The organism is Pilimelia terevasa (genome assembly GCF_014647915.1).
GTDB classification, from domain to species: Bacteria; Actinomycetota; Actinomycetes; order Mycobacteriales; family Micromonosporaceae; genus Pilimelia; species Pilimelia terevasa.
Genome location: NZ_BMQC01000016.1, coordinates 41,260 through 53,866, shown reverse-complemented (window position 1 = coordinate 53,866; position 12,607 = coordinate 41,260). Strand labels below are relative to the sequence as shown.

The following is a 12,607-nucleotide window of genomic DNA, read 5'->3' as shown; positions in this document are numbered from 1 at the left end:
CCGGCTGGCCAGTCGGCCCGCGGGTCGGCAGACTGGCCGCAGTCGGTCGCGGTGGGAGGTCACGTGGTCAAGCCGTTCGCGTCGTCGGCGGATCTGTCGGCGAAGGCGGAGACGCTGGAGGTCCTGGCCGAGGGGGTGTACGCCCTGACCGCCGAGGGCGACCCCAACGTCGGCGCGGTCGAGGGCGAGGACTTCGTCGTCGCCTTCGAGGCCCGCGCCACCCCCGCCGCCGCCCGGGACTGGCTGGGCCTGCTGCGCCGGCACACCGACAAGCCCGTGCGGTACCTCGTGCTGTCGCACTACCACGCGGTCCGGGTGCTCGGCGCCAGCGCCTTCGACGCCGACGTGGTGATCGCCCACGCGCAGACCCGCCGGCTGATCGCCGAGCGCGGCCGGCAGGACTGGGACAGCGAGTACGCCCGGATGCCCCGGCTGTTCCGGGAGCCGGCCGGGATCCCCGGCCTGACCTGGCCCGACGTCACGTTCACCGACCGGCTCGCCATCGACCTCGGCGGCGACCGCGGGCCGCTGGAGCTGCGCTGGTGCGGGCGCGGCCACACCGCCGGGGACATCGTGGCCTGGCTGCCGCGCGAGCGGATCCTGTTCGCCGGGGACCTGGTCGAGGCGCGGGCCGCCCTGTACACCGGCGACGCGTTCCACGCCGACTGGGCCACCGGCACCCTCGACGCCGTGGCGGCGCTGGGCGCGCACACCCTCGTCGGCGGCCGCGGCGCGGTCACCCGCGGGCCGGACGCCGTGGCCGCCGCCATCGGCCAGACCCGCGACTTCCTGCGGGTCCTGCGCGAACAGGTCGGCGCGGTGCACGGCCGCGGCGGCACCCTGGCCGCGGCGTTCGCCGCCGCGCACGCCGCGCTCGCGCCGGCCTACGGCACCTGGCCGATCTTCGAGCACTGCCTGCCCTTCAACGTGCAGCGGCTCTGGGACGAACTGGACGGCGTCGACTGGCCGCGGATCTGGACGGCCGCGCGCGACCGCGAGGTCTGGGACCAGCTCCAGCGATGACCGCGCCGTACGGGGGTCCGCCGGTCGTCGTGGTGGGCAGCGGCCCCGTCGGCCAGACCGCCGCGCTGCTGCTCGCCCGGTGGGGTGTGGGGGTCGTCCTGCTCGACGCCCGGCCGGCGCGGGACGCGGCCGGCTCCCGGTCCATCTGCCAGGCGCGCGACGTCCTCGACATCTGGGCGGCGGTCGGCGCCGGGCGGCAGATCGCCGACGAGGGCGTCACCTGGCGCACGGCCCGCACGTTCTACCGCGACCACGAACTGTCCGCGTGGTCGTTCGTCGACCGCGCCGCCTCGCCGCTGCCGCCGATGGTCAACATCTCCCAGGCGCGCACCGAGCAGATCCTGGCCGCGCGGCTGGCCGCCGCGCCGCTGGTCGCGCAGCGCTGGTCGCACGAGGTCACCGACCTGCGGCAGGACGCCGACGGCGTGACGGTGCACTGCGCGACGCCCGCCGGCCCGGCGACCCTGCGCACGCCGTACGTGGTGCTCGCCGCGGGCGCCCGCTGCCGGGACCTGCGCGCGCGCCTGGGGGTCCGCTTCGACGGCCGCTCCTACGACGACCGGTTCCTCATCTGCGACATCCGCGCCGACCTGCCCGACTGGGAACGCGAGCGCCGCTTCTTCTTCGACCCGCCCGGCAACCCCGGCCGCCAGGTGCTCGTGCACCCGTGCCCCGGGCGCACGTTCCGCGTCGACTGGCAGGTACCGGCCGGCTTCGCCCTGGCGGCGGAGGCGGCCTCGGGCGGCCTGGACGCCCGCGTCCGCGCGGTCGTCGGCCGCGTCCCCTACGAGATCCGCTGGCAGACCGTCTACCGGTTCCACGCCCGCCGCGCCGACCGGATGCGCGTCGACCGGGTCCTGCTGGCCGGCGACTGCGCGCACCTGGTCGCGCCGTTCGGCGCCCGCGGTCTCAACTCCGGCGTACCCGACGCCGAGAACGCCGCCTGGAAGCTCGCCTTCGTCCTGCGCGGCTGGGCGCCGCCGGAGCTGCTGGAGTCGTACCACGCCGAGCGGCACGCCGCCGCGGGGGAGAACCTCGACGTCACCGCCGAGACCATGCGCTTCCTGGTCCCCCACGGACCGGCCGAGACCGCCCGCCGCCGGGACCTGCTGGAGCGGGCGGTCCACGACCCGGGGGCGCGGGCATCGATCGACTCGGGCCGCTTCGCCGAGCCGTACTGGTACGTGGACTCGCCGCTGACCACACCGGACCCCGGCCGCCCGTTCCCGGGCCGGCCCCCGCGCGGCCACTGCCCGGCCCCCGCCCCCGGCATCCTGGTCCCCGACGTGCCGCTGGGGCGGGGCTGGCTGCGCGAGCGGGTGCGCGACGGGCTGCTGGTCCTGTGCGCCGACGGGGCGCCCGAGGTGGCCGCGGCGCTGGCGGGCGTACCGGCGCCCGTCCGGGTCGTGCAGCTGTCCCGGGCCGACCCGCGGGGGCGGGTCGCCGCCGCCTGGGGGATGCGGCCGGGCGAGGCGTGGGTGGTGCGGCCCGACGGGCACCTGGCCGCCACGCTGGCGGCGCCGACGCCCGGCGCGGTGCGGGCGGCACTCGACCGCGCCCGCGGCGTGCCGGCTGTCGGGAGTGGATGACCCCGCGCTGGCCGCCGCGCCCGCGGCGCGGGACAATCGGTGCCATGACGAGGTGGGAGTACGCGCGACTCGAATACCGCGCCGCCGGCACGCTGGGTACCGACAAGTTCATGGACTGGACGGCGACGCTGCACCACCCGGAGGGCGTCGCGCGCTGGGGTACCGACGAGCGGTTCAACGACCTGGCCCACCTCAACCGGGCCGGCGCCGAGGGCTGGCAGGCCTACGACCGGACGGTGTCCTACCTGCCCCACGAGCCGCACCGGCTGTTCAGCGTGACGTACTCCCTGCGCCGGCTCCAGGACTGAGGCGCCCGGGCGGGGCGACGGGGCGGGGGCGCCTGCGCGGCGCCCCCGCCCCGCTGCTCACGAGGCGGCGTGGTGGTCGTGCAGGCCGCCGGCATCCGATGACGGCGTCGTCGTCCCCGACGCCGGGGCGGTCAGCGGCCGCCCGACGCCGGAGGTGTCGGCGGCGTAGGTGATCACCGCGTGGGCGACCGCGCCGGCCATCTCCTTCAGGCCCCGGCGGTTGATGTTGGCCAGGCCGTCGCAGGCCTGGTGGTAGCACTTGTCGTACGCCTCGCCGGCCCGCCCGCCGTAGACCTCGGCCTCCTCGGCGGTCTTGATGCCCTCGGCGCCGGTGGCCAGGCCGCCGGACGGGATGCCGACGCCCTCGGCGATGAACGGCCCGTAGTCGCTGCGGCCGGAGAACGGCGTCTCGGCCGAGGCCAGCTTCTGCGCGGCGAAGTAGTCGTGGAACATCTTCTCGATGGCGCCGGAGCCCTTCGGGCCGGGCGCGGAGCCGGTGCCCGGCGGGAAGGCGGAGTTGTCGCCGTCGTACACGAACCGCACGTAGTTCGGCGAACCGATCATGTCGAAGTTCAGGTACAGCGCGATCTTCCTGCGCTCCGCCGCCGGAAGCTGCGCCACGTAGTGGGTCGAGCCGACGAGGCCGGCCTCCTCGGCCGCCCACAGCGCGAACCGGACCTTGTTCTTCGGTGTCGCGGCCCGCATCTGGTGGGCCACCTCCAGGAGCGTCGCCGACCCGCTGCCGTTGTCGTTGATGCCCGGACCGGCCTCGACCGAGTCCAGGTGCGCGCCGACCATGACCACGTTGTCCGGGTTGCCGCCCGGGGTCTCGGCGACCACGTTGGTGGTGGTGCCGTCCGTCCGCACCGTCTCGGCCTTCAGGTGCAGCCGGAGACCCCGGGGTACGGCGGCGACGAGCCGCGCGCCGACCTCCTGCGTGACCCCGGCGACCGGGGCGTCGCCCAGGAAGCCGTTGCCCAGCGTGCCCGACATCTCGCCGGGGACGTTGTTGTAGAGCACGACGCCGAGCGCGCCCGCGGCCAGCGCGTGGGTCGCCTTCACCGCGAACGTGCACTCGCCGCGCCCGACCACGACGACGGAGCCCTTGTTGGCGGCGGAGAAGTCCGCGGCGGCGCAGCCCAGCGGCGCCCCGGCCGGCACGGTCGCCGGCGCGTGGACGTCGCCGCTGCCCGAGTAGCTGAGCAGGTGGTGCGGGATCGCCGCGGCCGGCTCGGGGCTCTCCTGGCGCAGGACCGACGGGCTCTTCTCGGTGTACCGGCGAAACGGCAGGACCTGCCGGCTGACCTGGTAACCGGCCTGCTTGAAGGCGAGTTCGGCGTACCGCACCGACACGTCGTACCCCCGCGACCCGGCCGCCCGCGTGTTGCCGTTGGCCTTCGCGATGCCGTCCAGGGTCTTGAGCCGGTTGACGATGTTCTGTACGGTGACCGCCCGCCGCAGGCTCGCCGAGTCGCCCGGCGCGGCGCTCGCGGGTGCGGCCAGCAGCGGTGTGGCCAGCAGCGCCGCGGCGGCCGCCGCTACCGCGCCCCGGCGCGGCGGGACCGCGACCGGAAACTTTGTCGAATGCACGTGGGTGCGCCTCTCTGTTCATGTCTCGCGCACGGTGGGCGCCGCGTTGCGGGCGGGGGCCACCGTGACGCCTCCCCACACCGCCGACAGCATCGGCCGTCGGCGATGTCGCCTGGAGTCTGGCACGGAAGCCGCGGGTCCTGCAGCGCGCGATCGGAGCAGAAGTTTCACGGGCGACCGGGGCCCGTGGCCGGTGGTCAGCCGGGAATCTGCGTGACGATGTCGCCGGTGCCGCGGCGGAACCGGACGCCCGGCGCCCCGAACCGGGCGGCGCCCTCGGCACGCAGCGCCACCGCCGGGCCGGCCTCGTACGCGGCGTAGTCCCGGGCGGAGGCGAACACGTAGCGGACCTCGACGGCGCCGTCGTCGCGCGCGACCACCTGCGCCGACCGCGCCCCGGCGGCCACGACAGCGGCGGCGTGGCCCCCGGCCAGCCAGGCCAGGTACGCCGCCCGGCGGTCCGGGTCGTCGAACTCGGCGCGGACCGTGTAGGCGAAGGCCATGGCGGACTCCTGGACTCGGGCGGCGCGCGGCCGCGGCGGGGCGCCGGAACCGGGCACGCGGCGCCGCCGGCTGTGCGATCCTACGGCCGGAGCCGGCGCGCCCCGGGCGGCAGTCCGGACGCCGCGGCCGGGCGGGGGACGGGAGCTGGCGGATGCGGGTGGTCCTGTTCGGCGCCACGGGCATGGTCGGCCAGGGGGTGCTGCACGAGTGCCTCGCCGACCCGCGGGTGACCGCCGTCCTCGCGGTCGGCCGCACCCCGGTGCCCCGGGAGCACCCGAAGCTGCGCCAGCGCGTGGTCCCGGACCTCGCCGACCTGACCGCCGTCGCCGACGACCTGGCCGGGTGCGACGCCTGCTTCTTCTGCCTCGGCGTGACCTCGCTGGGCCTGAGCGAGCGGGCGTACCGGCGGGTCACCTACGACCTCACGATGCACGTCGCCCGCCTGCTGGCCGCCGGCTCGCCGGACGCGGTCCTCGTCTACGTCTCCGGCGCCGGTACCGACCCCGCCGGCAGCCGCATGTGGGCGCGGGTCCGGGGTGCCACGGAGAACGCCCTGCGCACGCTGCGCCTGCGGGTGTACCTGTTCCGCCCCGCCTACATCCAGCCGCGCGGCGGGGTGCTGTCCAGGACCCGGTGGTACCGGCTCGCGTACCGGGCCGCCGGCCCCCTGTACCCGGCGTTGCGGCGGCTGGCGCCCGGCGCGGTGACGGCCTCGGACACCGTCGGCCGGGCGATGATCGCGGTGGCGGCCGCCGGCTGGCCGACCGACGTGCTGCGGACGCGCGACATCAACGCCGCGGGCGACGTCGGCGCCGCCCGCCGCTGAGCGCCCGCGGGTTCACATCATCGCCTCGATGCCCGCCTCGACCCGGTCCAGCGCCTCCCACCACGCCTCGTCGCCGTCGCGGGCGTCGACCAGCAGGCTGCCGGCCGTCACGTAGCAGACCAGCGCGACCCGGTGCGGCGGCAGGAGCTGGTTGATCCCGTCCCGCCCGGCGTGGCCGGTCACCACCGTGAGCAGCGCCCGGACCTCGACCGCGGTGACCCCGGACCAGCGCTCGCGGTCGCTCACGTCGGTGGCGAACGCGTCGATCTCGGCCGGCGTCGGCGTGCGGCCGTGCCGCTCATGGGCGGCGAAGGAGGCGATGGCGCAGGCCAGGCGGCTGCCCTCGGTCCGGCTCGGGTCGTCGCCGAAGACGTGGATCGCCTGCTCCAGCAGGGGCAGGCTGCGGCGGATCACGGCGTTCAGGGCCTGTCGGACCAGGTCCTCGATCCGATCATCGATCAACACGGCGACGTCCCCTATCCCCGATGCGCGGCGGTGCGGCGGTGCGACCCTATCCAAAATGGTCACACGCGGCACGCCGCCCGGACGGGGAGCGCCGTCGGCGGGCGGGGCGTCGGCGCGGCGGGCGTCAGCCGCCCGGTGTCGGCGCGGGCGCGACGGTGCCGCCCGGTGCCTGCGGCGTGCCCGGCGGCGGTACCGGCACGGGCACCTGCGGGCGCATCGGGCCGTCGTAGCCCGGCCGGTGCCGCATTCCCGGCCGGCCGTCCTCGCCGCGCCAGCGCCGCATCGGGCGCTCGCCGCGGTCGTAGCGGTCGCCGTGGTATGCGCCGGGACCGTGGTGGTAGGACACGATGGCCCCGGCGACCGCCCCGGCGCCGCACAGCAGCCCGGTGAGCAGGACGCCGAGCAGGAATGCCAGCACCGTCGGCACCGTCAGCCAGTTCTCGCGCCGGTCGGCCCGCCGGGCGGCGGCCTCGGCGCGGACCTCGGTGCGGGCCGGCGCCTCGGCGCGCTCCGGGGCGGCCGGCGCCGCCGCGGGCGGCGGGGTGTCGGACGGGGCCGCGGACGGCGTCGGTTCCTGGGATTGATCGGACATTTTTCCTCCGCAGTACGAGTGGGCCGGTACCCCCAGCATCACAGGATGCCCCTCTGACCTGCGGAAATGCTGCATCGTGCCTGTTGATTCGCTGGGAGTTACCGGCGGGACGGGTGCCCTGGCGCCGGGCGGGTACCCGGAGTCGACCGTGGGAGGTGCGCGATGGCGCCAGCACCGGACGTTTTTGTCGACCGTACCGACGCGGGGCACCGGTTGGCCGCCGCGCTGGGCGGGTCCGCCGTCGATGTCGTGCTCGGCCTGCCGCGCGGCGGCGTGGTGGTGGCCGTCCCCGTCGCCGCGGCGCTGGGCGCCGACCTGGACATCGCCCTCGTCCGCAAGATCGGCGCGCCCGGGCGGCCCGAGTGGGGCGTCGGCGCCGTGGCCGAGGACGAGCGGCCGCAGTTCGACCGCGAGGCCCTGGCCGGGCTCGGCGCGACGCCGGGCGACCTGGCCGACACGGTGGCCCGCGAGGTGGCCGAGCTGCGCCGCCGCGCCGCCGCGTACCGCGGGGGCCGGGCGGCGCCGGCCGTGGCGGGCCGCCGCGTGCTCGTGGTCGACGACGGCCTGGCCACCGGCGTGACGGCGTACGCGGCGCTGCGCTGGCTGCGCGGCCGGCGGCCGCGGTGGCTGGGCTTCGCCGCCCCCGTCGCCCTCGCCGACGCCGCCCGCGTCCTGGCCGCCGTCGCCGACGCGGTGCGGTGCGTGCGGCACGAGCCGCGGATGCCGGCGGTCGGCGCCGCGTACCTGGACTTCCGGCCGGTGACCGACGCCGAGGTCAGCGGGGCGCTGCGGGCGGCGCGGCGGACCGCCACCGGTGCACGCTGACCGCGTACGGACCGTCGGCGTACGGGTCGCCGTCCCAGGTCGCGCACCGCTGCTCCAGCACCAGCCCGGCGGCGGCGCAGTGCGCGTCGTACGTCGCCAGGTCGATCGGCGCCTCGTCCAGCGGCAGCTCGGCGGGCGCCAGCCCGAACCCGGAGACGAGCAGGCCGGTCGGCGCCAGGTGCGCGGCCAGCCGCCGGACCGCCCGCGCCTCGGTGCCGGCCGCCAGCAGCGGGATCACGTTGCCCGCGGTGAGCACGAGGTCGAACGGCGCGGCGGCCCCGGCCGCCGGCAGGTCGAGGTCGGCCAGGTCCGCCTCGATCCACGCCAGCTCCGGCGCGGACCGGCGCGCCTCCGCGAGCATGGAGGCGTCGGCGTCCACGCCCGTGACGTCGTAGCCCAGCTCCGCGAGGCGGACCGCCACCCGCCCGGTGCCGCACCCGGCGTCCAGGACCCGCGCGCCGGCCGGCGCCAGCGCCGCGCAGAACGCCGCCTCGCCGTGCACGGCGGCGCCGGTGGCCGCCAGCGCCGCGATCCGCTCGGCGTACTGCCGGCCGCGGTCTCCACCGGCCAACTCCTGCCACCTGGTCATCGGCACTCCCCACCTCGGGCGAATCGAACTAGATCAATGGACAACCGGGTGCCCCGGTCCATATCATTCTCCTCGATCCGTTTCGCCGCGCCCGACACCCCCACGCGCCGGGCGTCCCACGGTGCCGCGCCCGACCGGTGTCCCGGACAGGAGTCCCCATGCCCCGTGCCCGCCAGCAGGTGTCGACCTGGGCCGCAGTGGCCTGCCTGGCCGCGGTCGCCCCGCCCGCCGCCGCGTCCGCCGCGGGCCCCGCGGGCGTGACCATCCGGGCCGACAGCAACCGCGACGGCGCCGTCGACCTCACCGGCGCGACCGACGAGGAGGCCAAGGGCGTCGCCACCGCCACCCGCGGCGCCCTGTTCCTGCCGAACCTGGACGACGACGCCAAGCGCTGCGCCAGCCGGGACCAGGCGTGCGCGGACGCCGCCGACGCCGTGGTCAACGGCGACGAGGACGCCAGGGACCTCGCGCCGCTGCGCACCGTCCCGACCGCCGTCGCCGCCGACGCCTCGGCCACCGTGGTCGTCGAGGGGGCGGCCGCCAACTACACGCGGCTGTTCGCCCAGCGGGGCACGGCCTGGACCGAGGTCACCCGGTCCACCACCTTCACCGCGGACGACCTGCGCCGGGGCCTCGTCCTCGGCCTGGAGGGCCGCGACATCGTCCGCGACCCCGCCAAGTGGGACGGCACCGCCAGAGTCACCCTGGCGGTCGACGGCGCCGCCGACAGCGTCCTGCTGCGGGTCGCGCCGATGCTGACCCACGCGCACACCCAGACCAACCAGCAGCTCACCGCCGCGCCCGGCTCCGGCGGGGACTTCGGCGCCTTCCGCCGGGACCTGGAGGCCGCCTCCAGCAACGCCAAGCTGCCCCGGCCCGTGCACTTCTTCGGCGGGGGCGACATCTGGGCGCAGGACTGGTTCGAGCCCACGTACGTCTCGATGCCGGCCGGCGGCGGTACCCAGCAGATCCGCCTGCTGATGCGCTCCGACCAGGCCCGGGAGGCGCAGAACCAGCTCTACGCGCTGCGCGGCGCCGGGGTCGGCGTGGTCCGGCTCAGCGGTGCCGGGCGCCGCGACCCGGCCGCCGCCCTGTACCGGCCGGACACGTTCAACTCCTTCGGCAACCTGGAGACGATCCCGCCGTACCGCAACGGCGGCAAGGAGTTCCCGGCCGGCCGGATGGTGATGGGGGAGGACCCGGGCGGTCAGGGGCCCTCGGCACTCCAGCGCCGGGTGCTGGCCGCCCAGGGCGCGCAGGAGCCCCTGTACCTGGACAGCGGCTGGCTCCAGGTCGGCCACGTGGACGAGTTCCTCCAGTTCCTGCCGGCGACCTCCGGCCGGGGCTGGCGGTTCGCGGTCGCCGACCCGCGGGGCGCCGTGGCGCTGCTGCGCCGGGCGGCCGAGACCGGCAGCGGCGGCACGCCCCTGTCCTCGCACCGCGACTTCCGCCGAATGACGATCTCCGCGTTCCTCGCCGACAAGCGGCTGGCGGCCGACCAGGAGACGGCGGCGAAGAAGATCGACGCCGCCCTGGCCCGGGTGAAGGCCGAGGTCGGCCTGGCCGACGCCGAGATCGTGCGGATCCCCACGCTGTACCAGACGGAGGGCGGCGGCGCGGCCCGCGGCCCGGGCCAGGTCGCCGCCCGCGGCCGGCTGCTGGCCTCGACGCCGGGCCTGCGCGAGCGGCTGGCCGGTGCCACCCCGGCGCAGCGGGACCGGGCACTGCGCCGGGGCGCCATGGGCGCGCTGCTGCCGGCGGCGATCAACTCGATCGTGGCCGCGCCCGGCCGGATGATCGTGGCCAGGCAGTGGGGCCCGGTCGTCGGCGGACGCGACCTGCTGGCCGAGGCGGTCACCCAGGCCTACCAGGCGGTGGGGCTGTCGGTGGAGTTCGTCGACGACTACACGACGTACCACGTCGGGCAGGGCGAGGTGCACTGCGCGACCAACTCGCTGCGGGACACGACCGCCCGCTGGTGGCAGCTACCCGCCGGCCGCTGACGCGCGCGCCCCGGGGCGGGGTGCGCCACCACGCCGCGCCGGGTGCCGCCTGGCAGGATGACCCCGTGGTGACGATGTGGGACAACCCGGCGTGCGCCAAGTGCGCCACCGCCCGGGAGGCGCTGGCGGCGGCCGGGGTGCCGGTACACCTGCGGGCCTACCTGACGAGCCCGCCGACCGCGGCCGAGCTGGCGGACGTGCTGGCCCGCCTCGGCGCCGGGCCGTGGGAGATCTGCCGGCTGGGCGAGCCGGCCGCGGCGGCGCTCGGGCTCGCCGACTGGGGGCGGACCCCGGCGGACGTGCCGCGGTGGCTCGCCGCGATGGCCGCCCACCCGGAGCTGATCCAGCGCCCGATCATCGTCGCCGACGACGGGACCGCGAGGGTCGCCCGCGGGGCTGAGGCGCTGGCCGAGGCCGTCCGCCGCGCCGCCGGAACCCGGGACGCGGACCCGCTGGTCCGACGCCCGGCCCGAGCGGCCGACGGCCTCGGCCCCGGTGGGTGAGTCGAAACGAGCCGAGGGCGACCCGCTCCAGCACCGTGGCGGCCTGCGCGCCCGCGGCGGGGCGCCGGAGTTCCATTCCGCCGACGCATTTTCCCGGCCGGCGACCCGTCGGATCGGCCGGCCGGAGAAGACGTTGGAGGAATCCGCAGTGGACACGCTCCGCGGCGATGGCCACGATGTCAGCGAATGGAATCGATATAGCACCGGCCGCGGTGTGCGCTGGCTCGCAGGCCCGGGCTGCCGCGGTGGCGGGGACATCCGCGGTGAACGGGCGGAATCAGGTCGGGTTACGCCAGGCGCGGCCGTCGCGGCCGATCAGCCGGTCGGCGTCGGTCGGCCCCCAGGACGCCGCCTCGTACGTCGGGATCGGCCGCTCGTCGTCGGCCCACCGGGAGATGATCGGGTCGACGATCCGCCAGCACTGCGCCACCTCGTCCGCGCGGATGAACAACGTCGCGTCGCCGACCAGCGCGTCCAGCAGCAGCCGCTCGTACGCCTCGGGCGACTCCTCCCGGAACGTGTCGCCGTACGAGAAGTCCATCGACGCCGACCGCACCTTGAACGCGTGCCCCGGCACCTTCGCCCCGAAGCGCAGCGTGATGCCCTCGTCCGGCTGGATCCGCAGGATCAGCGCGTCGGGCTCCATCTCCTGCACCTGGGCGGCGGCGATGGGCAGGTGCGGCGGCCGCTGGAACTGGAGCGCCACCTCGGTCACCCGGCTGGGCAGGCGCTTGCCCGTGCGGACGTAGAACGGCACCCCGGCCCACCGCCAGTTGTCGACGTCCAGCCGCATGGCCGCGTACGTCTCGGTGCGCGACAGCGGGTCGACGCCGTCCTCCTCGCGGTACCCGGGCATCAGCTCGAACCGGCTGCCCCCGCGGGTGTACTGGCCGCGCACCGCGATGTCCTCGGTGGCCCGCGACCCGGACAGCCGGATCGACTCCAGCAGCTTGACCTTCTCGTTGCGGACCGCCTCGGCGGAGAAGGAGGCCGGCGGCTCCATCAGCGCCAGGGCCAGGACCTGCAGGACGTGGTTCTGGACGATGTCGCGCATCGCCCCGGCGTGCTCGTAGAAGCTGCCGCGGGTGCCGACCCCGAGCGTCTCGGCGACGGTGATCTGCACGTGGTCGACCCAGGTGCGGTTCCAGATCGGCTGGAAGATCGCGTTGGCGAAGCGCAGTGCCAGGACGTTCTGCACCGTGTTCTTGCCCAGGTAGTGGTCGATGCGGAACACCTGCGACTCGTCGAACGCCGCGTGCACGGTGGCGTCGAGCTGGCGTGCGCTGGCCTCGTGGTGGCCGTACGGCTTCTCGATCACCACCCGGGAGAACGCGTCGCCGGCCGGCCGGTTCAGCCCGGCCGCCGCGAGCCCGGAGACGATCTTCGGGAACGCCTGGGGCGGCGTGGCCAGGTAGAACAGTCGACTGCCGGCCGTGCCGCGCCGGGCGTCTAGTTCGGAGAGCACGGCCGCCAGCCGCCGGTACGTGGCCGGGTCGTCGTAGCCGCCGCTGACGTAGCGCACGCCGCCGGCCAGGGCCGGCAGCGCCGACAGGTCCGTACCGCCGAAGGCGCCGGCCGTGAACGACTCGTCGTCCAGCGGCGAGCGGGCCACCCCGACGACGGCGAAGCGCTCGCCGAGTCGCTTGTGCCGGGCCAGGCTCAGTACGGCGGGGACGAGCTTGCGCCGGGTCAGGTCGCCGGAGGCGCCGAAGATGACGAGGACGGCCGGGGGAGCGCTGCGCTCGTCGCCGGCCGCGGACGGGGTGGCGTCATCGGTCATCTGCCGAGCC

13 protein-coding genes are annotated in these 12,607 nt (G+C 76.4%); 7 read left to right on the top strand and 6 right to left on the bottom strand.

Features of this window, described 5'->3' with window-relative positions; genetic code table 11:
* Positions 1-63 precede the first annotated feature (63 nt).
* From IEY75_RS17835 to IEY75_RS17825, 3 genes are read left to right on the top strand one after another with little or no spacing between them, the layout of a single operon-like run.
* The gene (locus tag IEY75_RS17835; RefSeq protein WP_189115516.1) at positions 64-1,023 is read left to right on the top strand and encodes an MBL fold metallo-hydrolase; all 960 of its coding nucleotides are present in this window, start codon (positions 64-66) and stop codon (positions 1,021-1,023) included.
* Positions 1,020-2,612 (top strand): FAD-dependent monooxygenase, encoded by a 1,593-nt coding sequence (locus tag IEY75_RS17830; RefSeq protein WP_189115515.1) that lies wholly within the window; start codon positions 1,020-1,022, stop codon positions 2,610-2,612. The genes IEY75_RS17835 and IEY75_RS17830 overlap by 4 nt, the downstream gene beginning before the upstream one ends.
* Before the next feature lie 44 nt (positions 2,613-2,656).
* Complete coding sequence (locus IEY75_RS17825; protein WP_189115514.1) at positions 2,657-2,920, top strand: hypothetical protein; 264 nt, start codon at positions 2,657-2,659, stop codon at positions 2,918-2,920.
* A gap of 57 nt (positions 2,921-2,977) precedes the next feature.
* Here IEY75_RS17825 and IEY75_RS17820 read toward each other — a convergent pair whose 3' ends face one another.
* Together IEY75_RS17820 and IEY75_RS17815 are read right to left on the bottom strand one after the other, a co-directional pair.
* Entirely contained in the window at positions 2,978-4,510 is a 1,533-nt protein-coding gene (locus IEY75_RS17820) for a M28 family metallopeptidase (RefSeq protein ID WP_189115513.1), read from the bottom strand.
* Between the two features lie 197 nt (positions 4,511-4,707).
* Positions 4,708-5,013, bottom strand: coding sequence for a DUF4286 domain-containing protein (locus IEY75_RS17815; RefSeq protein ID WP_189115512.1), 306 nt, complete (start codon positions 5,011-5,013; stop codon positions 4,708-4,710).
* A 152-nt stretch (positions 5,014-5,165) separates the two neighbouring features.
* Between IEY75_RS17815 and IEY75_RS17810 the strand changes: the two genes are divergently transcribed.
* On the top strand, positions 5,166-5,840 hold the full coding sequence (locus IEY75_RS17810) for a Rossmann-fold NAD(P)-binding domain-containing protein (protein ID WP_189115511.1): 675 nt from the start codon (positions 5,166-5,168) through the stop codon (positions 5,838-5,840).
* Between the two features lie 12 nt (positions 5,841-5,852).
* Here the strand turns inward: IEY75_RS17810 and IEY75_RS17805 are convergent, their stop codons facing one another.
* Both IEY75_RS17805 and IEY75_RS17800 read right to left on the bottom strand, forming a co-directional pair.
* Positions 5,853-6,305: a hypothetical protein gene (locus IEY75_RS17805; protein WP_189115510.1), complete on the bottom strand. Its 453-nt coding sequence runs from the start codon at positions 6,303-6,305 to the stop codon at positions 5,853-5,855.
* Positions 6,306-6,429: 124 nt separating this feature from the next.
* Positions 6,430-6,897 carry a hypothetical protein gene (locus tag IEY75_RS17800; protein WP_189115509.1) on the bottom strand — a complete coding sequence of 156 codons (468 nt, stop codon included), beginning with the start codon at positions 6,895-6,897 and terminating at the stop codon, positions 6,430-6,432.
* Positions 6,898-7,059: 162 nt separating this feature from the next.
* Here IEY75_RS17800 and IEY75_RS17795 point away from each other — a divergent pair, with 162 nt between their 5' ends.
* The gene (locus tag IEY75_RS17795) at positions 7,060-7,722 is read left to right on the top strand and encodes a phosphoribosyltransferase family protein (protein WP_189115508.1); all 663 of its coding nucleotides are present in this window, start codon (positions 7,060-7,062) and stop codon (positions 7,720-7,722) included.
* Here IEY75_RS17795 and IEY75_RS17790 read toward each other — a convergent pair.
* On the bottom strand, positions 7,673-8,311 hold the full coding sequence (locus tag IEY75_RS17790) for a class I SAM-dependent methyltransferase (RefSeq protein WP_189115507.1): 639 nt from the start codon (positions 8,309-8,311) through the stop codon (positions 7,673-7,675). The genes IEY75_RS17795 and IEY75_RS17790 overlap by 50 nt on opposite strands.
* Positions 8,312-8,469: 158 nt before the next feature.
* On the opposite strand from IEY75_RS17790, the gene IEY75_RS17785 reads away from it, so the two are divergent.
* Together IEY75_RS17785 and IEY75_RS17780 are read left to right on the top strand one after the other, a co-directional pair.
* Positions 8,470-10,314 carry a protein-arginine deiminase family protein gene (locus IEY75_RS17785; protein WP_189115506.1) on the top strand — a complete coding sequence of 615 codons (1,845 nt, stop codon included), beginning with the start codon at positions 8,470-8,472 and terminating at the stop codon, positions 10,312-10,314.
* The gene (locus IEY75_RS17780; protein WP_229789858.1) at positions 10,290-10,817 is read left to right on the top strand and encodes an ArsC/Spx/MgsR family protein; all 528 of its coding nucleotides are present in this window, start codon (positions 10,290-10,292) and stop codon (positions 10,815-10,817) included. Before IEY75_RS17785 ends, IEY75_RS17780 begins: the two co-directional genes overlap by 25 nt.
* Before the next feature lie 277 nt (positions 10,818-11,094).
* On the opposite strand, the gene zwf is transcribed toward IEY75_RS17780, so the two are convergent.
* A complete protein-coding gene (gene zwf, locus IEY75_RS17775) occupies positions 11,095-12,597 on the bottom strand; it encodes a glucose-6-phosphate dehydrogenase (RefSeq protein WP_189115505.1) in 1,503 nt (500 codons plus the stop codon).
* Positions 12,598-12,607 lie beyond the last annotated feature (10 nt).